The organism is Pseudomonas sp. MWU12-2319 (assembly GCF_023242525.1).
GTDB classification, from domain to species: domain Bacteria; phylum Pseudomonadota; class Gammaproteobacteria; order Pseudomonadales; family Pseudomonadaceae; genus Aquipseudomonas; species Aquipseudomonas gingeri_D.
On the sequence record NZ_JALJES010000010.1, the window covers coordinates 84,925 to 105,617 of the forward strand.

The 20,693-nt window shown below is 64.5% G+C and carries 15 protein-coding genes and 1 riboswitch; of the genes, 13 read left to right on the forward strand and 2 right to left on the reverse strand.

Annotation, left to right across the window (positions count from 1 at the left end):
- Positions 1-119: 119 nt before the first annotated feature.
- Genes M5C01_RS17455 through metC form a run of 9 tightly spaced genes read left to right on the forward strand, consistent with a single transcriptional unit; the run spans position 120 to position 9,805 of the window.
- Positions 120-941, forward strand: a complete 822-nt coding sequence (locus M5C01_RS17455) for a transporter substrate-binding domain-containing protein (RefSeq protein WP_152739666.1) — start codon at positions 120-122, stop codon at positions 939-941.
- Positions 938-2,347: an FAD-binding oxidoreductase gene (locus M5C01_RS17460; protein WP_152739667.1), complete on the forward strand. Its 1,410-nt coding sequence runs from the start codon at positions 938-940 to the stop codon at positions 2,345-2,347. The genes M5C01_RS17455 and M5C01_RS17460 overlap by 4 nt, the downstream gene beginning before the upstream one ends.
- The gene (locus M5C01_RS17465; protein ID WP_152739668.1) at positions 2,344-3,558 is read left to right on the forward strand and encodes an aminotransferase class I/II-fold pyridoxal phosphate-dependent enzyme; all 1,215 of its coding nucleotides are present in this window, start codon (positions 2,344-2,346) and stop codon (positions 3,556-3,558) included. The genes M5C01_RS17460 and M5C01_RS17465 overlap by 4 nt, the downstream gene beginning before the upstream one ends.
- Complete coding sequence (locus tag M5C01_RS17470; RefSeq protein WP_152739669.1) at positions 3,558-4,280, forward strand: amino acid ABC transporter permease; 723 nt, start codon at positions 3,558-3,560, stop codon at positions 4,278-4,280. Before M5C01_RS17465 ends, M5C01_RS17470 begins: the two co-directional genes overlap by 1 nt.
- A complete protein-coding gene (locus M5C01_RS17475; RefSeq protein ID WP_103494401.1) occupies positions 4,270-4,944 on the forward strand; it encodes an amino acid ABC transporter permease in 675 nt (224 codons plus the stop codon). The genes M5C01_RS17470 and M5C01_RS17475 overlap by 11 nt, the downstream gene beginning before the upstream one ends.
- Positions 4,931-5,752 (forward strand): amino acid ABC transporter ATP-binding protein, encoded by an 822-nt coding sequence (locus tag M5C01_RS17480; protein WP_152739670.1) that lies wholly within the window; start codon positions 4,931-4,933, stop codon positions 5,750-5,752. Before M5C01_RS17475 ends, M5C01_RS17480 begins: the two co-directional genes overlap by 14 nt.
- A 29-nt stretch (positions 5,753-5,781) precedes the next feature.
- Positions 5,782-6,381 (forward strand): cysteine dioxygenase, encoded by a 600-nt coding sequence (locus M5C01_RS17485; protein WP_152739671.1) that lies wholly within the window; start codon positions 5,782-5,784, stop codon positions 6,379-6,381.
- A complete protein-coding gene (locus tag M5C01_RS17490; RefSeq protein ID WP_152739672.1) occupies positions 6,378-7,034 on the forward strand; it encodes a glutathione binding-like protein in 657 nt (218 codons plus the stop codon). The genes M5C01_RS17485 and M5C01_RS17490 overlap by 4 nt, the downstream gene beginning before the upstream one ends.
- 26 nt (positions 7,035-7,060) lie before the next feature.
- A complete protein-coding gene (gene metC, locus M5C01_RS17495) occupies positions 7,061-9,805 on the forward strand; it encodes a cystathionine beta-lyase (protein ID WP_178129870.1) in 2,745 nt (914 codons plus the stop codon).
- A 16-nt stretch (positions 9,806-9,821) separates the two neighbouring features.
- Here the strand turns inward: metC and M5C01_RS17500 are convergent, their stop codons facing one another.
- Positions 9,822-10,727, reverse strand: a complete 906-nt coding sequence (locus M5C01_RS17500; protein WP_100943409.1) for an AraC family transcriptional regulator — start codon at positions 10,725-10,727, stop codon at positions 9,822-9,824.
- A gap of 125 nt (positions 10,728-10,852) precedes the next feature.
- Between M5C01_RS17500 and cobF the strand changes: the two genes are divergently transcribed.
- Positions 10,853-11,602 (forward strand): precorrin-6A synthase (deacetylating), encoded by a 750-nt coding sequence (cobF, locus tag M5C01_RS17505; protein ID WP_152739674.1) that lies wholly within the window; start codon positions 10,853-10,855, stop codon positions 11,600-11,602.
- Between the two features lie 211 nt (positions 11,603-11,813).
- Positions 11,814-14,147, forward strand: a complete 2,334-nt coding sequence (locus M5C01_RS17510) for a glycoside hydrolase (protein ID WP_248764361.1) — start codon at positions 11,814-11,816, stop codon at positions 14,145-14,147.
- 3 nt (positions 14,148-14,150) lie between these two features.
- On the opposite strand, the gene M5C01_RS17515 is transcribed toward M5C01_RS17510, so the two are convergent.
- Positions 14,151-15,443, reverse strand: a complete 1,293-nt coding sequence (locus M5C01_RS17515; protein ID WP_152739675.1) for a glycosyltransferase family 4 protein — start codon at positions 15,441-15,443, stop codon at positions 14,151-14,153.
- An 88-nt stretch (positions 15,444-15,531) separates the two neighbouring features.
- Positions 15,532-15,751, forward strand: a riboswitch (cobalamin riboswitch).
- A 94-nt stretch (positions 15,752-15,845) separates the two neighbouring features.
- Here M5C01_RS17515 and cobW point away from each other — a divergent pair.
- The gene (gene cobW, locus M5C01_RS17520; RefSeq protein ID WP_152739676.1) at positions 15,846-16,913 is read left to right on the forward strand and encodes a cobalamin biosynthesis protein CobW; all 1,068 of its coding nucleotides are present in this window, start codon (positions 15,846-15,848) and stop codon (positions 16,911-16,913) included.
- 3 nt (positions 16,914-16,916) lie between these two features.
- Positions 16,917-20,690, forward strand: coding sequence for a cobaltochelatase subunit CobN (gene cobN / locus M5C01_RS17525; RefSeq protein ID WP_152739677.1), 3,774 nt, complete (start codon positions 16,917-16,919; stop codon positions 20,688-20,690).
- Positions 20,691-20,693 lie beyond the last annotated feature (3 nt).

The window sequence follows — 20,693 nt, forward strand, 5'->3', positions numbered from 1 at the left end:
TCCGCTCCCACAGGTTTTGTGTCGTACGCATGATGTGTGTTCGACGCGAACAGTGTGGGAGCGGAGCTTGCCCGCGAAGGCGGACTCCCGATCGCCCGACTTCTCAAGGATACCCCGCAATGTTCAAGTACTTGCCCATCGCCCTGGCGCTCTTCGCCTCCCTGGCCCAGGCCGATGCCACCCTCGACAAGATCCAGTCGCGGCACAAGATCAGTATCGGCGTGATCCTCAGCGGTCCACCGTTCGGCACCATCGACCCGGCCACCGGTGCTCATCAGGGCTATAACGTCGAGCTCGCCAAGGGCCTGGCCCAGCGCCTCGGCGTGGAGCTGGAAAGCGTCTCGGTACTGGCACCCAACCGCGTGCAGTTCCTGCAACAGGGCAAGGTCGATGCGCTGATCGCCAATATGCAGTTCACCGAAGAACGCGCCGAGATCCTCGACTATGTGCCCACGCCTTACGAAGAAGTCGGCGGTGCGGCGCTGATTCGCAAAGGCGCCGGCATCACCCGTTGGGAAGACCTCAAGGGCAAGCCGGTCTGCGTTTCCCAGGGCAGCAATTTCACCAAGCCATTGCAGGAAGTCTATGGCGCGCAGATCAAGGCCTTCCGCAGCCAGTCCGAATCGCTGCTGTCCCTGCGCGGCAATGGCTGCGTGGCCGCGGTCCACGTCAGCCCGACCATGCACAGCCTGCTCGACGAGGCCGAATGGTCCGGCTACGAGATTCCCTTGCCTACTGACCTGATCCCGTCGAATTCGGTGATCTGGGTGCGCAAGGGCGAAAAGGATATCCAGGCCCGTCTCGACGCGATTGTCCGTGACTGGCACCGCAGTGGCTGGCTGATCGAGCTGGGCAAGCGCACCGGCATGCCGCCCTCTCAAGCGCTGCTGCAGTTGCATGAGCAGTTCAAGGATGCGGCTCCACTGGCGCAGCTTCCATGAGTGGGTTGTTCGCGCAGTTGCAACAACTGCTGGGCGCGGCCCATGTCCAGGACTCCATCGCCGGGAGCGCGTTCCTCAGCGACAAGCACCGTGTCTACCATGGCCGGGTCGTCGCCGTGGTGCACCCGGCCAGTACCGAGGAAGTCGCCGCCGTGGTGCGGGTCTGCGCCCACCATGGTGCGCCGCTGGTGGTGCAGGGTGGCAATACCGGCCTGATGGGAGCGGCCACTCCGGACGCCACGGGCAGCAGCGTGTTGGTGCTGCTCGACCGCATGAACCGCATCCGCCAGATCGATACCGACAACGACACCGTCACCGTCGAGGCCGGCTGTATCCTGCAGAACCTGCAGGACGCGGCCCGTAACGCCGGGCGCCTGTTTCCCCTGAGCCTGGGTGCGCAAGGCAGTTGCACCCTGGGCGGCAATCTCGGCACCAATGCCGGCGGCACCGGTGTGTTGCGTTATGGCAATACCCGCGAGCTGACCCTGGGCCTGGAAGTGGTGACCGCCGACGGTGATATCTGGAACGGCTTGCGCGGTCTGCGCAAGGACAATACCGGCTACGACCTGCGCGACCTGTTTATCGGCAGCGAAGGCACCCTGGGCATTATCACCGCCGCCACCTTGAAACTCTTTCCGCTGCCCAAGGCCCAGAGCACTGCGTTGCTGGCATTCGACTCCCTGGAGCAGGCGGTGACCTTCCTGTCCCATGCCCGCGCCGGTTTTGGCGCCGACCTGACGGCTTTCGAACTGATGTCCGCCGCCTGCCTGGCGTTGTTGCGCCAGCAATTTCCCGATGACCCGCAACCCTTCGCCCAGGCACCGCAAGCCTGGTTCGCGTTGCTGGAGCTGTCCGACAACCACAGCGCCGAACATGCCCGTGATGCTTTCGAGCGGGTGCTGGGCGAGGCCTTCGAGCTGAATCTGTTGGCCGATGCGCTGATTGCCGAAAGCCTGGCCCAGAGCGCCGCGCTGTGGCAGTTGCGGGAAAACATGAGCGAAGCCCAGGCCCGCGAGGGGCGCAATATGAAGCACGATATCTCGCTGCCGATCTCGCGCATCGCCGACTTCGTCCGCGAGACCGATGCCTTGTTGCAGGAACATTTCCCCGGCGTGCGCAACCTGACTTTCGGCCACCTCGGCGACGGCAACCTGCACTACAACGTCGCCGCGCCCCTCGGCCAGCCGGTCGAAGCGCATATGGCCCACTACGCGGCGCTCAGCGCCCTGGTGCATCGCAATACCCACGCCCACGGCGGTTCCATCAGCGCCGAGCACGGTATCGGCCAACGCAAGCGCGCGTTGCTGGCCGAGGTCAAGAGCCCGGTGGAGCTGGACCTGATGCGCCGAATCAAACAGGCCCTCGATCCCCGTGGGTTGCTCAATCCAGGCAAGGTGCTGCCATGACTGTTCGACTGTCCAAACGGGTGCAGAAGGTCTCGCTGTCGGCCAATGCGGCGGCCAAGTCCCGGGCCACGGCCTTGCGCGACGGCGGTCGCGACGTGCTTGACCTGACCACCGGCGAGCCGGATTTCGATACCCCGTTGCATATCAAGGAAGCGGCCTGCGCGGCCATCGCCGCCGGCGCGACCAAATACACCGCGACCCCGGGCGTACCGGCGCTGCGCGAGGCGGTGCGGCGCAAACTCCAGCGCGAAAATCGCCTCGACTATGCCGTGCCCCAGATCGTGATCGCCAACGGTGCGAAACAGATCATCTTCAATGCCTTCGCCGCGACCCTCGACGAGGGTGACGAAGTGCTGGTGCCGGTGCCGTACTGGCCGTCTTTCCCGGACAGCGTGCGGATCAATGGCGGCGAACCGGTGTTTATCCACTCGACCCTGGAGCAGGGCTGCAAGCTGACTCCGGCGCAGCTCAACGGCCTGATTGGTGAGCGCACCCGCTGGCTGATCCTCAACAGCCCGGGCAACCCCAGCGGTGCGGTCTACAGCGCCGATGAGCTGAGTGCGCTGGCCGAGGTGCTGCGCCGCCATCCCCAGGTGCTGGTGCTGCTCGACGAGCTGTACGAGCACATTCGTTTCGACGGCCAGGCGCCGCTGAACCTGCTCAATGTCGCGCCGGATCTGCAGGAGCGCTGCCTGCTGGTGGGCGGGGTGTCCAAGACCTATGCCATGACCGGCTGGCGCATCGGCTTTGGCGCCGGTCCCCAGGCACTGACCACGGCCATGAGCGTGGTCCAGTCGCAATCGGCGTCCGGTGCTTCGTCGGTCAGTCAGGCGGCGGCCCTGGCGGCCTATGAAGGCGGGCTGGATTTCCTCAAGCCGCAAGTGGCGGCCTATCAGGAGCGCCGCGACCTGCTGGTGGCCGCCTTGAGCGAAGTCGACGGGCTCGAAGTGCTGCAACCCGAGGGCGGTTTTTTCGTCTTTGTCCGTTGTGCCGGCCTGATCGGCCGCCTGCGCCCGGACGGCCAGGTCATCGGCAGCGACAACGAGCTGGTGGATTATCTGCTGGAGGAGGGCGTCGCCGGGGTCGCGGGGAGTGCCTATGGCCTGTCGCCGTGGTTCCGTCTGTCGATCGCCACGGCCACCGGCAGCGTGCGTGAGGCCGGCCGCCGGATTGCCGCCGCCTGTGCCCGGCTGGGCGAGGGCCCGGCGTGATGGAAACCTTTGTGCAGTGGGCCGCCCACCTGGGACTCAACTACCGTTTCCTGCTGGACGCCTACCAACGCGGCAGCCTGATCGACGGGGCCTGGACCACGCTGCTGCTGTGCGTGCTGACCATTATCGGCAGCCTGTTGGCGGGGCTCACCCTGGCGGCGATGCTGACCAGCGGGAACAAGGCGCTGTTGCGTCCGGCGCGGCTATTTATCGAGGTCACGCGCAATACGCCGACCCTGGTCCAGCTCTACTGCGCCTTCCTGGTGCTGAACATGTTGCTGACCCAGGCGGTGGGCGCGGCCAACCCGCTGACGCCGTTTGCCTGGGTGGTGATCGTGATTTCCCTGCACAAGGGTGCCTTCCATGCCGAAGCCTTGCGCGCCGGGATCGAGGCGGTGCCGGCGGTGACAATGGAGGCCGCCAGTTCCCTGGCCTTCAGTCGTCGCCAGTTGCTGTGGAATGTGCAGTTGCCGCTGGCCCTGCGCTTTGCCCTGCCGTCACTGGTGAACAATCTGATCGACCTGGTGAAGATGACCGCCGTGGCCTCGGCCATTGCCGTCGGTGATATCACCTACGCCTCGATCATGATCTGGACCCAGAGCGACAACGTGCTGGAACTGATGATTCTGATGCTGAGCTTTTTCGGGGTCCTGAGTTTTATCGTCAACTGTGTGGGCCGGGCGTTGGAAGCGCGGTTGAGGATGCCCGGTTATGGTCATTGAGTCCTTGTGGCAATGGTCGCCGGCGCTGGCCGTGGGCTTTGCGCAGAATATCCTGATCAGCCTGCTGGCGATTGTCATCGGCTCGCTGCTGGGTTTGCTGATCGGTGCGCTGGGGCTGTCGCCGCTGCGGATCCTGCGCCTGCCGGCACGGCTATGGGTGCAGCTGTTTCGCAACGCGCCCTGGCTGGTGCTGATCTACTTCACCACCTACGTGTTTCCCTTCGAGATCCATATCGGCGGCACCTACCTGCCGTTTCCCGACTGGCTGAAAGTCACCGTCGGCCTGGCGCTGCCGGCCAGTGCCAACGTCGCCGAGATCTTTCGCGGGGCCATCGGCTCGATTCCCGGCACCCAATGGGAAGCCGCGCGCTCCCTGGCCTTCAGTCGCGGCCAGTTGTTTCGCTCGATCATCCTGCCGCAGTGCTTCAAGCGCATGCTGCCGCCATGGATGAACCTCTATGCGGTGATCACCATGGGCACCGCGCTGGCGTCGCTGGTGGGCGTGCATGACCTGATCGACACCGCGCAGATCGCCAGCAATACCGTCAACCGCACCGGCTTCACCGTGCTGATCTACTTCAGCGTGCTGGCGTTGTTCTTTGTCTACTGCTACCCGATTTCCCGTCTGACCCAACGCCTGGAGCGACGCTATGCCTTCTACTGAACCCCTCGTCAGCCTGCGCGACCTGCACCTGTCGTTCGGCGCCAACGCGGTGCTCAAGGGCATCGACCTTGATGTGCAGCGTGGCCAGGCCGTGTCCATCATCGGGCCTTCGGGCTCGGGCAAGTCGACGATCCTGCGTTGCATCACCGGGCTGCTCAAACCCCAGCGCGGGACCATTCGCGTCGGCGCCACCGAGGTGCACCAACTGCACCGCGAGGCCGAGCTGATCGAGTTGCGCAAGCGGGTCGGCTTCGTTTTCCAGCAATACAACCTGTTCCCGCACCTGTCGGTGCTGGACAACCTGTTGATCGCCCCGTGCAAGGTGCTGGGCCGCAGCCGTGCCGACGCCGAAAAGGAGGCCCGGCAGTTGCTCGCAAAAGTGCGCATGGAGCACAAGGTCGACGCCTTTCCCGGGCAACTGTCCGGCGGCCAGCAACAGCGGGTGGCGATTGCCCGGGCCCTGGCCATGCGCCCGGAACTGATCCTGTTCGATGAAGTGACCTCGGCCCTCGACCCGGAAACCGTCGGCGAAGTACTGACGGTGATTCGCGAGCTGACCGAAGAGGGCATGACCTGCGTGCTGGTGACCCATGAAATGCGCTTTGCCGAGGAGATCAGCGATCGGGTGTATTTCACCGAAAACGGTCTGATCGTCGAATCCGGCAGCGCCCACCAGGTGTTCCAGCAGCCGCAAAGCGAGCGCACCCGCGAATTCCTCCGGCATGCCCTGGGCGATGCCGGCCGTCGCTACCTGCAACCCGATCCGTATTTGCTGAGCAATATCAGCCGCTACAGCCTGTCCGTCTGACCGTGATCCACCCGATAAGGAGCCTGCCCATGAGCACCACCGAACGCGCCAACGTGATCGAATCTTTCCTGGTGAAAATCCGTGCCATCCATCAGCGCGGTGTTGACCGTGCCGCTTTGCAAGAGATCGTCGCCCTGTTGGAAGACCTTGCCGAGCGCCGCGACCTGTTCAACTTCGAAGCCTTTCCGGCACCGGTAGCGGGTGAGGGCAATACTGCCTTCCGCTATCGCCTGAACGACGATGGCGAGACCCCGACCCTGTACCTCAACTCGCTGCTGCCGGGCAAGAACACCATCGCCCACAACCACGAAACCTGGGCGGTGATCAGTGCTGTCGAGGGCCAGGAACTCAACCGCGTCTATGCCCGCGGTGACGACGGCAGCGACCCTCGGCGTGCCGAGCTCAAGCTTGAGCGCGAAGTGGTGGTCCAGCCCGGTACCTCCATCGCTTTCCTCGGTGAAGACCTGCACAGCATCCGTGTCGATGGCGAGCAGGCGACCCTGCATTTCCATCTCTACGGGCGTCCGCTGGAATCCCTCAATGGTCGCTATGGCGTGCAGGACGACGGCAGTATCCTCAACTACAACGCTTCGCAGATGGCGCCTTCGATCAAGGCCTACGCGGCATGATCGACCTCCATTACTGGCCGACGGCCAATGGCTTGAAAGTCGGGATTCTGATCGAAGAGCTGGGGTTGGAGTATCGCCTGCTGCCGGTGAACATCCGCCAGGGTCAGCAGCGTGAAGCGGCGTTCCAGCAGATCAGTGCCAATGGCCGGATTCCGGCCATTGTCGATCACCGGCCGGCCGACAACGGCGAGCCGCTGAGCCTGTTCGAGTCCGGGGCGATTCTCAACTACCTGGCCGACAAGACCGGGCAGTTCCTCCCGCCGGCCGGCAGCCGCGAGCGGCGGCGGGTGCAGGAGTGGCTATTCTGGCAGGTGGGGCATATCACGCCGTACCTGAGCCAGTGGCAGCTGTTCCGGGAAAAGGCCCCGGAGCCGATTCCCTTTGCCCTCGACCTGCTGCGGGGCGAAGCCACCCGGCTGTATGAAGTACTGGAGCGACGCCTGGCCCAGCAGGACTTTGTCGCGGGTGAATACAGCATTGCCGATATGGCGATCTTCCCCTGGATCCAGCCTGCCCGGCAGGGTTTCGACCTTGGCGACTACCCGGCGATCAACGCCTGGCGCGAACGCATCAAGGCCCGTCCGGCGGTGCAGCGTGCTTACGCCAGGGGCCGTGAACTGGCCGCGGGCGAGCGCTCGTTGGTGCTGGAATGAGCTCTTCACTGGAAAGCGGGGTTTATGTGAGTAAAACCATTACACCGGCACAGTTGCAGCAATGGCTGTTCGACGGGCGGGAAATCGCCCTGTTCGATGTGCGTGAGCACGGTCAGTACGGTGAGGCCCATCTGTTTCACGGGGTGCATTTGCCCTATAGCCGCCTGGAGCTGGAGGTCCGTCGTCTGGCACCCGAGCCACGAGTTCGGTTGGTGATCTACGACCAGGATGGCGGCGAACTGGCTGCCCGTGCCGCGCAACGCCTGCAGGCATTGGGTTATGAGCAGGTGCATGTGCTGCAGGGCGGTGCCGACGGTTGGCGGGCGGCGGGCCTGCAGTTGTTCGCCGGGGTGCATGTGCCGTCCAAGGCCTTTGGCGAATGGGTGGAAGAAGCCTGTCATACGCCGCATATCAGCGCGACCGAACTGGCTGACTGGCAGGCCCGGGGTGAACCCTTGGTACTGCTGGACGGCCGACCCTTCGACGAATACCGCAAGATGACCATTCCGGGCTCGGTCTGCTGCCCGAATGGTGAGTTGGGCTATCGCCTGCACGACCTGGTGGCGGACGAGTCGACGCCGATCGTGATCAACTGCGCCGGGCGCACCCGCAGCATTATCGGGGCCCAGACGCTGATCAATCTCGGGGTGAAAAACCCGGTTTATGCCCTGGAAAACGGCACGCAAGGTTGGTTCCTGGCCGATCTTCAGTTGGAGCATGGCAGTACCCGACGCTACAGCGATGTGGCGCCGCCGGTGGGTATCGAGCAGCAGCGCGAGGCGGCCAGCACGCTGGCCCGGCGTGCCGAGGTGCCGACGGTCACGGCGGCCCAGGTCACGGCCTGGGCACAAGCGGGTGACGGCAGTTTGTTCCTCTGCGATGTGCGCAGTGCCGAGGAGTTCGGTCTCGGCAGCCTGCCGGGCGCGCAACACACGCCGGGCGGCCAGTTGATCCAGGCCACCGATTTGTATATCGGTGTGCGCCAGGCGCGGGTGGTGGTGTTCGACGATGATGGCGTGCGCGCGCCCATCGTTGCCAGTTGGTTGCGCCAGTTGGGGCACGATGCCCGGGTCCTGGAAGACGGGCTGTATAGCGGCTTGCGCTTGCCGCTGGCGGGCGCCTTTCCGTTGCCCGAGTTGCCCGCGCTTGAGGCGCAGGAGCTGTCCCGTGAACTGGCCGAAGACGCGCTGGTGCTGATCGACCTGCGTCCGAGCATGGCCTTTCGCAAGGCCCATCTGGCCGGTTCGCGTTGGTCGATCCGCTCGTTGCTCGCCGCTGAAGTCGCGGGCGAAGAGCGGCCCCTGGTGCTGCTGGCGGACGATATCGCCGTGGCGCAGTTGGCGGCGCTGGAACTGCCCGAGGCCCAGCGCCAACAGGTGCGGTTTTCCAGCGCGGACCTGTCGGCCTGGCAAGCGGCCGGGCTGACGCTGGTCAACGATGCGTCGGTGTTGCCTGACGAGCGTTGCATCGACTTCCTGTTTTTCACCCACGACCGCCATTCCGGCAACAAGGACGCGGCACGCCAGTATCTGGCCTGGGAAACCGGCCTGCTGGCGCAGATGACCCCGGCGGAGATCGCCAGCCTGAAACCGCTGGCACCGGCCAAGGCCCCCGTGGATGTCCGGACCCGGCTGGTTCACGCGGCCCGTACCCTCAAGGGCAGCGGCCCGCGTTCGGTGAACGTGCCGGTCACCCGCTTGAGCACCGTGCTGTTCGACAACCTGGCGGATATGCGTGACGCCCGCCGTCGCCGCGACAGCGAACGGGTCCTGAGCTACGGCGCTCGGGGCAATCCCACGGCCTTTGCCCTGGAAGACCTGGTGACGGAGCTGGAAGGCGGCCACCGCACGCGTCTGTTCGGAACCGGGCTGGCGGCGGTGGCGCAGACCTTCCTGGCCTATCTGCGTCCGGGCGACCATGTGCTGATTACCGATGGCGTCTACTTCCCGGTGCGGCGCCTGGCGAAGGAGTTCCTGGCGCCCTTTGGCATCGAGGTCGGTTATTTCCCGGCGGACGGCCGGGATATCGAGTCACGCCTGCAGGCCAACACCCGTATGGTCTATTGCGAGTCGCCGAGTTCGTTGCTCTACGAGTTGAACGACCTGCCGGCCATCGCGGCCTTGTGCAAGTTGCGGGGTATCCTGCTGGCGGTCGACAACACCTGGGGTTCGGGCTACCAGTACCGGCCGTTGGCCCTGGGGGCGGATATCTCGATCATGGCCTTGACCAAGTACCTGTGCGGTCACAGCGACGTGGTGATGGGCAGTGTCTGTACCACCGAGGCGGCCTGGCCGGCGTTGGCGCGGATGAGCGACAGCTTTGGCAACACGGTGAGCCCGGATGATGCCTACCTGGTGCTGCGCGGTGCGCGGACCCTGGCGGCGCGCCTGGAGGTGCATCAGCGCCAGGGGCTGGAAGTTGCTCGCTGGTTGCAGGCGCAGCCGCAGGTACGGCAGGTGTTCCATCCGGCCTTGTCCACGCACCCGGATCATGAGCTTTGGGTGCGGGATTTCAGTGGCAGCAACGGGCTGTTGTCGTTCGAGTTCGCTGACGCCGATCCCGGACAGTTGGAGCGCTTTATCGGGGCGTTGCAGTTGTTCGGGCTGGGGGCTTCATGGGGCGGCTATGAAAGCCTGGTGACCGTGGTGGATGTGAGCGAGCGGCAATTTGCCGGGCCGACACTGCACCCGGTGATCCGCTTGCATATCGGCCTGGAGGCGGTTTCTTCGCTGATTGAAGACTTGCAGCGTGGTTTTGCCGCCCTGGCGTAACCTGCCGACCACGGCTTCAGCCGTGGTTCTGCTCCGTCAGGCGCTGTACCGCCAGACGCCGGTAATGCGAGGGCGTCATGCCCTTGAGTTGCTGGAAGCGGCGGTTGAAGTTGGAGATATTGTTGAAGCCTGACTCGAAGCAGACATCGGTCACCGGCTTGTCGCCGTCCGCGAGCAATTCGCAGGACTTGCTGATGCGCAGGCGATTGACGAATTCGACGAAGCAACGGCCGGTGGCCTGCTTGAACACCCGGGAAAAGTAGGTGGGCTTCATGCCCAGGTACTCGGCCACTTCTTCCAGCGGCAGCTCCCGGGCATAGTGGGCAAAAATATAGTCGACCGCCCGGTTGGTGCGGTCGATATTGTGCTCGTCGGCCAGTTGTGGTGTGGTAACACCCGACAGCAACTGGTAATCGTCACAGTTGCCGAGCAGTTCCAGCAGGATCAGGAAGTGACCGAGCCGGGTGACTCCCTGGGAGTCGGCGATACGTTGCATCAAGGTCGTGGCCTGGCGCACGGTGTGCTGGCAACGGAACTCGATGCCGTACTGGGCCCGTTCCAGCAGTGGCGTCAGGGTTTTCAGCTCGGCGAACACCAGATGACCGCTTTCGAACAGTTCGTCGGTGAAATTCACCAGCATGTCGCGCTTGGGCACCACTTCGTCCTCGGCCACCTGGCTGATCCAGTTGTGGGGCAGGTTGGGGCCGGTCAAGAACAGGGTCTGCGGGTAGAAGTTGCCGATATAATCGCCAATGAACACCTTGCCGGAGCTGGCGACGATCAGGTGCAGTTCGTATTCCTTGTGGAAATGCCAACGGACCAGGGGGCAGGGAAAACCATGCTGGCGATAGATGATCGACAGGCCGTTGTGGTCGTCCATCAGCTCGTAGGAGGGGTCGGTGACGCGGGCTGCTCGGGTCATGCCTGGCTACTTGTCGTTTTTTGTTGTGGGCGCTTTCCGATAATGCCCTCATCCTTGCCATCGCGCCAGTTGCGCCGTACCCAAGAGGGGGACGTGCCAGGCGTCAGACAACCGGAGCGCCAGTCATGAAAACCCTTCTGCTGGTCGGCATGGGCCCCGGCCACCCGGAGCAGATCACCGTCCAGGCGATCAATGCGCTCAATCGCGCCTCGGTGCTGTTCCTGCTGGACAAGGGCGAGACCAAGGACGATCTGCTGAATTTGCGCAAGGACATCTGCGAACGCTACATCCAGCAGCCCGGTTGCCGGCAGGTCCAGGTCAGCGATCCGGTGCGCGAGGACTCGGCGGCGTCCTACGAGGCGGGTGTCGAGCACTGGCATCGGCAACGGGCGGCCCTGTTCGCACGGCTGATCGACGAGGAGTTAGGCGAGGATGAGTGCGGCGCGTTCCTGGTCTGGGGCGATCCGGGGCTCTATGACAGTACCCTGAGAATCCTTGAGCGGGTCCGTGCGCTGGGCGGTCCGGCGTTTGCCGTCGAGGTGATTCCGGGCATCAGCAGTATCCAGGTGCTGGCCGCGCAGCATCGGATTGCCCTGAATCGTATCGGCGAGCCACTGCTGATCACCACCGGGCGACGGCTGGAAGCGGCTGATCTGGACAATGTGGTGGTCATGCTCGATGCCCGCTGCGCGTTTAGCCAGTTCGCCGACCAGGACCTGGAAATCTATTGGGGCGCCTACCTGGGGACCGACGACGAGCTGCTGGTGGCCGGCAAGCTCCACGAGGTGGGCGAGCGGATTCGCCGTGTGCGCGAAGCAGCGCGCAAGCGCAAAGGCTGGATCATGGACTGTTACCTGTTGCGCCGGCCGCTGTAGGAGCGGAGCCTGTCGGATCGCCGCACTGCCGCGAAGGGGCCCGTGAGGCCGCTGAAAGCTTCGCGGCGGTGCGGCGATCCGACAAGCTCCGCTCCCACATCCACAGATTTTTAGTGCTTTCACTCGACTTGAGGAGAAGCGGACTACAGGGTCTTTTCTCCTCGGTCAGTTAAGGTTCATCGGTTTACACACCTGAATCGATGAGGACAACATGAAGGTCATGCCGCCGCGGTGGATGAATGATTGTCACTGCCTGCAGATCTGGCTGACCCTGCTCGGATGGACCTTGGCCCTGAGCGTCGAAGGGGCTTCCCAGGTCTACCTGCCTCATCGTTCAGGGACCTTTGTCGTCGACCCGGCGACCCTGGCCGTGTCCCTGCACCACAGCGACGAACATCGGTCCCCGGCCTTGCTCAGCGCCGCGGCCTTCGACGAGGACGCGCAGGTCATCGAGCGAGACGGTAACCGCTGGCGGGTCCGACAGGCGGACCAGGATTTCAGGATCGAGGTCGGGGTCGATGGGAATGCCCTGGTGGTCACGGTGCAGGCCGAACAACCGGGGCGGCTGGAGTGGCCCAGGCCCGTCGAGGACGGGGCGATCGAAGCCCATGCGATTCCCTTTGGCGAAGGCGCCTATATCCCCAGCGACGATCCGAAATGGCTCGACTGGCTGCTGCGGCGTTATCAGCCGGCCCGGCTCAATGGGGTGTTGTCGATGCCGTTCTGGACCGAACTGCGCAAGGACTGTTCCATCACCTGGATCGTCGAGACACCGTTCAACACCAGCTTTGGCATCAAGGCGCAAAACGCCCGGCCCTTGCCGACCCTCAGCCATGCCTTCAATCGCCTGGCCCCCGGCGCGCCTTACCGGGTACGCATCGTCGTCGGCCCGCGGGAACCGCTGATCGGCGCACGGCTGTACCGCCAGTGGCTGCGCGATCACGATCAGTTCGTCTCGTTGCGCGAGAAAATCCACACTCAACCCCACGTTGCCCGCCTGGGCGGCGCGCCGCATATCTATCTGTGGGATGCCGGACCGCTGAAGGCGGGCGATATCCTGCACTGGCCGGAGTTCCTGCGCTTTTTTGCCCAGCACCGCGATGACAGCGATCACCTGGCCTCCAGGCTCTGGGGGGCCTTCGAGCTCAAGGCTCGAGAGGCCTTCCTGCTGGCGTTGGGTGAAGCCGATAGTGCCTTTGGGCAGGTCCCACCTTTTGCCCGGACCCAGGTGATCCGGGCGATCAATGCCGGGTTGCTCGCGGTGATCGGGCGTGAGGCCCGGGCACCCTTGCCCGGCAATCATGATCCCCTGGCCGAGGTGGCCTGGGCGCAAACGGTGCGTCAGCAGTTGCGCGAGGCCTTTGGTGATCTGCTGGCACCGGCCGAGCGCTGGGGTGGTGGTTTGTCCCTGGACACCGTTGCCGCCTTGCAGGGGGCGGGTCTGGCCCGGGCCTGGCTGGGCGCCGATGACTGGCGCGATGCCTTCTGGCACCCCGAGGCGGTGGACGCGGCCAAGGCCGCCGGCTACCTGGTGTCGGCCTACGACAGTTACGGCAGCGCGCATCCGTCGAATCTGCAAGCCAGTTGGGCGACCGCGAAGATGGGCGATGAACTGGTCGCCGCCGGTTATACCGACGAGCAGGGCAAGAAAGTCCAGGGCTTCAATGGCCGTGGTGTGTTCGTCAATCCGCGCAGCGTCGAGGCCTATGCCCGGCGGCGGATCAGTGCCGTGGCGCGGGCGGGGCGCCTGAACAGCTACTTTCTTGATGTCGATGCCGCGGGTCCCGAGTTCAGTGATTACACGCCGGGTCGGGAAACCAGCCAGGCGCAGGATGCCGAGGCGCGCCGCCGGCGCCTGGCGTATCCGGTCCAGGCACTGGACCTGGTCACGGGCAGCGAGGGCGGGCAGGCCTTCTACGCGCCGATCATCGCCTTCAGTCATGGCATCGCCACCCAGCCCTTTGCCTGGATGGACGCGGATATGCGCAAGAACAAGCGCTCGCGTTATTACCTGGGCGGTTATTGGCCGCCGGAAACCCCCAACCTGTATTTCAAGGCGGTCCCGCTCAAGCCGGAGGTGGCGCGCTTCGTGACGTCGGCCGAGTTTCGCCTGCCGCTGTACCAGATAGCCCTGCATGACAGCCTGGTCAGTACCCATCACTGGGAGTACGGCTCGCTGAAGTTCTCCAGCGAACGTGATGTCACGGCCTTGCTGCAGTTGCTGTACATGGTGCCGCCGCTGTATCACCTCAACGATCAGGTGATTTCCCGTGACCTGCCGCTGATCAGTGCCTACGACAAGGTGTTCCGGCCCTTGCACGAGCGCCTGTTCAGCCAGGCCATGGACGATTTCCAGGTGTTGTCCGGGGATCGCCTGCTGCAACGCTCGACCTTTGCCGACGGCACGCTGATTACCGTCAACTTCTCCGTCAGGCCCAGCCGCACGCCGGAGGGCCGGCAACTGCCTCCGTTGTCGGCCCATGTAGTGGTGGCCGGCGAGCCGGCGCAACTGATCGAGATCCGCCAGCTCCTCGGTGCCTCCTGAGGCTCAGTCGACGCGGTTCTTCGCCTCGATCCACTGGGACATGTACTGGGTGCTCTTGTGGTGATGGTGGCGCAGCATCGCCCCGGTGAAATTGTTCCGACGGTGGGCCGCCAGATCCTCGCGGCAGGCCTGGATCCGGGCAATCAACGCCGGGCCGTGGACCTGCCGCTCATAACGGGCGGCGAGCAGCACCTGGCCGTTGGCCTGGGCCTGCTGCCACGGCGCACGGTCCTGGTAGAGACGCACGGCCGATTGCGCCAGGGCGACGGCGCTGGTTTCGATGGCGCCGGCCCAGGGCAGCTCACCGTGCATGGCTTCGGCGCCGATGGGGGTGGTGACATTCGGTGTGCCGCAGAGCATGGCGTCGACGATCTTGCCCTTGATACCGGCACCGAAACGCAGCGGTGCCAGACACACCCGTGCCGCCGCCATGACCTGCAAGGCATCCTCGGCCCAGTTCATGATGTGAAAGCCCTGGGCGGGGTTGTGCAGCGCGGTGGCCTTGGGCGGGGTGTAGGCGCCATAGATATGTAACTGGGCGGTGGGCAGTTGCTGGCGGATCAGCGGCCAGATCGTGGTCTTCATCCAGAGCACGGCATCCCAGTTCGGCGCGTGGCGGAAGTTGCCGATGCTGAGAAAGTGCGCGCGCTCATCGAAATCGCGGTAGGCCGCCGTGGGCGTGTCGATCATCAGCGGGCACCAGTGCAGTAGCGCCGCCGGGACCTTGAACTGCTCGATCAGCAACTGCGACTCGACATCGGAAATCATTAGGTTCAGGTCCGAGCGGTAGATGGCGGCGATTTCCCGCTGGGCCTGATCGGTCGCGCTCATCTGTTCGAACATCTGCCGCTGGTCGGGGGCGAACAGGGTGCTGAAGTCATTCAGGTCCTGATCGTCTTTCAGACGTGCCTTGAGCTGTTGCTGGCGGGCATCGCGCAGACTTTGCAGGTCGGCGGTCTCCAGCACCCGCAGGGCCCCGGGACAGTGTTTTTCCACGCGCCAGCCGAACTGCTCTTCCATCATGAAACGGTCGAACAGCACCACGTCGGGTTGCAGGTCGGCGACAAAACTGTCGAAGCTGCTGTTATTGAGCTCGATGCGACATTCCTCGATGCCCAGGCTCGCCAGGTCGGCCTTGTGTTCGCCGATAACGGCCGGGCTGGCGAAGGTGATGCGCCAGCCGACCTCGAGAAAGCTTTCGAGGATCTGCATCATGTGCCCGCCGGCGGCCGACGAGCGCGGTTCCGGCCAGACATAACCGATAACCAGGACCTGGGTGATGTCGGTGGCGTTCATAACAGGATTCCTTGAAACGGGCAGGGCGGGAAAAGGGGCGCAATTAAACCACAGCGGCGCTCGCGATTGACCTGCCCCGGCGCACTGCGTAGCCTTGCAGCTTCGAGGTTCTTCGGCGTTCGGCCGAAGCTAAGAAGGGAACGCGGTATGCCGCGGCTGCCCCCGCAACTGTAAACGGTTCGATAGCCCTGCAATGCCACTGCCTACGGGCGGGAAGGCGCAAGGCCCGGCCGGTTCGCCTGCTTTCGAGAGCAAGCGCGACCGCCAGACCGTAAGCCAGGAGACCTGCCTCGTCACCGTTTCTCACTACAACCGGGCGGGGTGATCCGGTGGCGAACGCATCCGCGCCCAAGGGCCGCGGTTCTCGTCCCGTATGCCCGCCACTTTGCCAAAGGGCATCCGATGAAAACACTGGCCAAGCTTCCCGTCACCATCGTCACCGGCTTTCTCGGCTCGGGCAAGACCACCCTGTTGCGCCATATGCTCGACAACGCCCAGGGCCGCCGCATCGCGGTGATCGTCAACGAGTTCGGCGAACTGGGCATCGACGGCGAGATCCTCAAGCAGTGCTCCATCGGCTGCAGCGAAGAAGAAGCCAATGGCCGTGTCTATGAACTGGCCAACGGCTGCCTCTGCTGCACGGTCCAGGAAGAATTCTTCCCGGTGATGCGCGAACTGGTGGCGCGCCGTGGCGACCTCGATCATATCCTTATCGAAACCTCCGGCCTGGCGCTGCCCAAACCCCTGGTACAAGCCTTCCAGTGGCCGGAAATCCGCAGTGCCTGCACCGTCGACGCGGTGATCACCGTGGTCGACAGCCCGGCCGTGGCCGCCGGCACCTTCGCCGCGTTCCCGGACCAGGTGGATGCCCAGCGCAAGCTCGACCCGAACCTGGACCACGAATCGCCGCTGCACGAGCTGTTCGCCGACCAACTGTCCAGCGCCGACCTGGTGATTCTCAACAAGGCCGACCTGATCAGCCCTGAAGACCTGGCCCGGGTGCGCCTGGAAGTGGCCGAGGAGCTGCCGCCGGCAGTGAAGGTCATCGAAGCCAGCAGCGGTCGCCTGCCCCTGGACGTGCTGCTGGGCCTGGGCGCCGGTTCCGAGGAGCATATCGACGGTCGCCACAGCCACCATGATCACCACCACGACGATGACGATCATGACGACCACGATCATGATGCCTTCGACTCGATCTCCCTCGAACTGCCGCAAGCCGATGAAAGCCTGCTGCTGGACGCCCTGACGCAATTGGTGGTCAAGCACGGTATCCTGCGGGTCAAGGGTTTCGCCGCGATCCCGAACAAGCCGATGCGCCTGCTGATCCAGGGTGTGGGCACTCGTTTCGACAAGCACTTCGACCGTGCCTGGAGCGCGGACGAGCCACGTGTCACCCGCCTGGTGCTGATCGGCCAGGAACTGGATGCCGCGCTGCTCGAATCGACCTTGCGCGCCGCGCTGACTGTCTGACCCATGCATCTGCTCAGGACCCAGCCCGGCGGTTTTGTGTCGGATGACAATATCGCCGACCTGGGGCAAACCCCCGCCGAGCTGGTGATCCTCTGCAGCGGCGATTCAAGCCTGGCATTGCTCGCCGAAGCGGCGCGGCAACTGCCTGAAAATTACCCCAGTCTGCGCCTGGCCAACCCCATGCAGGTGCAGAACCACGCCTCGGTCGACCTCTATTTCGACCAGGTGCTGCAACACGCCCGGGTCATTCTGTTGTCTCTGCACGGTGGGATCGGTTACTGGCGCTACGGTATCGAGCGGTTGGTGCAACTGGCCGAGCGCGGGGTGACCCTGATCCTGGTGCCGGGGGACGACCGTCCGGACCCGGAACTGAGCGACCTGAGCACGGTGCCCGCCGAGGAAGGCCGGCGGCTCTGGCATTTTCTGCGCCAGGGCGGCATGGGCAATGCCCTGGACCTGTATCGCTGTCTCGCCAACCTTTGGTTGGGGCGCGACTACTCCTGGGCCGAGCCGCAACCCTTGCCGCGCACGGCGATCTATCATCCTCGTCATGGCAGTGTCGGACTGCCTGCCTGGCGCGCCGACTGGCAGGTCGGGCAACCGGTCGCGGCGGTGCTGTTCTATCGCTCGCACTTGCAGGCGGCCAATACCGCCTTCGTCGATGTGTTCTGTCAGCGCTTGCAGGCGGCAGGGCTCAATCCCTTGCCGATTGCCGTGGCCAGTCTCAAGGAGCCCGCGTGCCTGAGTGTGGTGGAGGATCTGCTGGACGAGGTGGCGGCCGCGATCATCCTCAATACCACCGGATTTGCCCAGTCCAGCCCCGAGGCTCCCCATCTGCGGCCGTTTCGCCGGGATATCCCGGTGATCCAGGCCATCTGCGCCCAGGACAACGAGCCCGGCTGGCAGGCCAGCGAGCAGGGCCTCGGGCCCCGCGACCTGGCGATGCATATCGCCTTGCCGGAACTGGACGGGCGCATCATCAGCCGGCCCATCAGCTTCAAGGACCTGGCCTGGCGCAGCGAGCGCAGCCAGAGCGATGTGGTCTGCTACCGTGCCCAGCCCGAACGCATGGATTTCGTTGCCGAACTGGCCCGTCGCTGGATCGATCTGGCACGGCTGCCCAATGCGGACAAGCGCGTTGCCCTGATCCTCGCCAACTACCCGACCCGCGATGGGCGGATCGGCAACGGCGTGGGCCTGGATACCCCGGCGGCGGCGCTGAATATCCTGCGGGCGCTCAAGGAGCAGGGTTATCCGTTGAGCGAGGATTTGCCTGGAAGCGGCACGGCGCTGATCCAGGCCTTGCTCGGTGGTGTCAGCAACGATCTCGACAGCCTTGACCTGCGGCCGTGTCACCAGAGTATGGCGCTGGCTGATTACCAGACGATGTTCGAGCACCTGCCCGAGGCCAATCGCCAAGCGGTCATGGCGCGCTGGGGCCGGCCGGAACAGGACCCGATGTTCCGTGGCGGGCGGATGATGGTCGCCGGGCTGCGTTTTGGCCTGACCTTCGTCGGCATCCAGCCGGCCCGGGGTTATCAGGTCGATGCCAGCGCGGTCTACCATGACCCGGACCTGGTGCCGCCCCATGGCTACCTGGCGTTCTATTTCTGGCTGCGACACACCTACGGCAGCCATGCGCTGATCCATGTCGGCAAGCACGGCAACCTGGAGTGGCTGCCGGGCAAGGGCGTCGGGCTGTCGCAGCAGTGCTGGCCGGATGCATTGCTGGGGCCATTGCCGAATATCTATCCCTTTATCGTCAACGACCCGGGCGAGGGTGCCCAGGCCAAGCGCCGCACTCAGGCCGTGATCATCGATCACCTGATGCCGCCGTTGACCCGAGCCGAAACCTACGGACCGCTGCGGGATCTGGAGTTGCTGGCTGACGAATACTATGAAGCTCAATTGCTCGACCCACGGCGTGCCCGCGAATTGCAGCGTGACATTCTCAAGCTGGTCCGCGAGACGCAGATCGACCGTGAACTGCAACTCGACGCGGGCCTGGACAGCGATGCCGACGCGGCGATCTGGCTGCCCCGGTTGGACACCTACCTGTGCGACTTGAAAGAGTCGCAGATCCGCGACGGCTTGCATGTGTTCGGCGAATCGCCGAGCGGGCGCCTGCGCATCGACACGCTGCTGGCCTTGCTGCGGATTCCCCGTGGCGACGGGCGCGGTGCCCAGTCCAGCCTGTTGCGGGCCTTGGCCAAGGCCTTTGAAATGGGCTTCGATCCGTTGGACTGCGCCCTGGCTGAACCCTGGGCCGGACCTCGGCCCGAGTCGTTGCAAAGCGTCAGCGAGGAAACCTGGCGTACTGCCGGTGACAGCCGCGAGCGCCTGGAACTGTACGCAGGGCAACTGATCGAGCGGGCGTTGCAAGCCGGGATCGATTGGCCGGACACGGCGTTGTGGGCCGATGTGCGGCTGATCATCGATGGCTTGCTGACGGTGGTCGCCCCGCGCCTGGATGCTTGTGGTCCGGCGGAGATGAACGGCCTGCTCGATGCCCTGGCGGGTCGCTTCGTGCCGGCGGGCCCCAGCGGCGCGCCGAGTCGCGGACGCCTGGACGTATTGCCCACCGGGCGCAATTTCTTTTCCGTGGATGTGCGCAATCTGCCGACCACCACCGCCTGGCGCATCGGCTTTCAGTCGGCCAACCTGATTCTCGAACGGCATTTGCAGGACCATGGCGACCATTTGCGCCAACTCGGCCTGTCGGTCTGGGGCACGGCGACCATGCGCACCGGCGGCGACGATATCGCCCAGGCCATGGCGCTGATGGGCGTGCGGCCGGTGTGGGCCACGGGCAGCCAGCGGGTCGACGATTTCGAGATCCTGCCCCTGAGCTTGCTGGACCGTCCGCGGGTCGATGTGACTTTGCGGGTCTCCGGTTTTTTTCGCGATGCCTTTGCCAACCTGATCCGCCTGTTCGACGCGGCCGTGCAGGCCGTGGCGGCGCTGGACGAACCGGCGGATATGAACCCGTTGGCTACCCGGGTCCGCGCCGAGCGCGAGCAGTTGCAGGCCGAAGGTCTGGATAAGGAACAGGCGGCCCGTCAGGCCGGCTGGCGAATTTTCGGTGCCAAGCCCGGGGCCTATGGCGCCGGGGTGCAGAACGCCATCGACGGGCGCTTGTGGCAGAGCCGCGAGGACCTGGCCGAGGTCTACCTGAACTGGGGCGGTTATGCCTATGGCGGCCAGGATGAAGGCACGGCGGCACGTGGACAGTTCGCGCAACGCTTGAGCCAGGTCCAGGCGGTGCTGCAAAACCAGGACAATCGTGAGCACGACCTGCTCGATTCCAATGATTACTACCAGTTCCAGGGCGGCATGCTGGCGGCGGTGGAAACCCTGCGCGGTGAACAGGCCGCCAGCTATCATGGCGACCACAGCCAACCGGACCTGCCGAAGATCCGCACGCTCAAGGACGAGTTGAACCGGGTGATCCGCTCGCGGGCGGCGAATCCGAAATGGATCGACGGGGTCAAGCGCCATGGCTACAAAGGTGCGTTTGAGCTGGCGGCGACCGTCGATAACCTGTTTGCTTTCGATGCCACCACCGGCCTGATCGACGATCACCAGTACGCCTTGCTGGCCGATGCCTATCTGCTGGACCCGGACACCCGTGACTTTGTCCGCGAACATAATCCGGCGGCGCTGCGGGATATGACCGAGCGCTTGCTGGAAGCCCAGCAACGCGGGTTGTGGAGCGAGCCCGGCGAGTACCGCGAGGCGCTGGAAAACCTGCTGCTGGATATAGAAGAAGATTCCTGAGGT

Bases quoted from the DNA above. Each gene is read 5' to 3' on its own strand.
- M5C01_RS17455 (WP_152739666.1), top strand. From the start codon at position 120: ATGTTCAAGTACTTGCCCATCGCCCTGGCGCTCTTCGCCTCCCTGGCC.
- M5C01_RS17460 (WP_152739667.1), top strand. From the start codon at position 938: ATGAGTGGGTTGTTCGCGCAGTTGCAACAACTGCTGGGCGCGGCCCAT.
- M5C01_RS17465 (WP_152739668.1), top strand. From the start codon at position 2,344: ATGACTGTTCGACTGTCCAAACGGGTGCAGAAGGTCTCGCTGTCGGCC.
- M5C01_RS17470 (WP_152739669.1), top strand. From the start codon at position 3,558: ATGGAAACCTTTGTGCAGTGGGCCGCCCACCTGGGACTCAACTACCGT.
- M5C01_RS17475 (WP_103494401.1), top strand. From the start codon at position 4,270: ATGGTCATTGAGTCCTTGTGGCAATGGTCGCCGGCGCTGGCCGTGGGC.
- M5C01_RS17480 (WP_152739670.1), top strand. From the start codon at position 4,931: ATGCCTTCTACTGAACCCCTCGTCAGCCTGCGCGACCTGCACCTGTCG.
- M5C01_RS17485 (WP_152739671.1), top strand. From the start codon at position 5,782: ATGAGCACCACCGAACGCGCCAACGTGATCGAATCTTTCCTGGTGAAA.
- M5C01_RS17490 (WP_152739672.1), top strand. From the start codon at position 6,378: ATGATCGACCTCCATTACTGGCCGACGGCCAATGGCTTGAAAGTCGGG.
- M5C01_RS17500 (WP_100943409.1), bottom strand. From the start codon at position 10,727: ATGACCCGAGCAGCCCGCGTCACCGACCCCTCCTACGAGCTGATGGAC.
- cobF (WP_152739674.1), top strand. From the start codon at position 10,853: ATGAAAACCCTTCTGCTGGTCGGCATGGGCCCCGGCCACCCGGAGCAG.
- M5C01_RS17510 (WP_248764361.1), top strand. From the start codon at position 11,814: ATGAAGGTCATGCCGCCGCGGTGGATGAATGATTGTCACTGCCTGCAG.
- M5C01_RS17515 (WP_152739675.1), bottom strand. From the start codon at position 15,443: ATGAACGCCACCGACATCACCCAGGTCCTGGTTATCGGTTATGTCTGG.
- cobW (WP_152739676.1), top strand. From the start codon at position 15,846: ATGAAAACACTGGCCAAGCTTCCCGTCACCATCGTCACCGGCTTTCTC.
- cobN (WP_152739677.1), top strand. From the start codon at position 16,917: ATGCATCTGCTCAGGACCCAGCCCGGCGGTTTTGTGTCGGATGACAAT.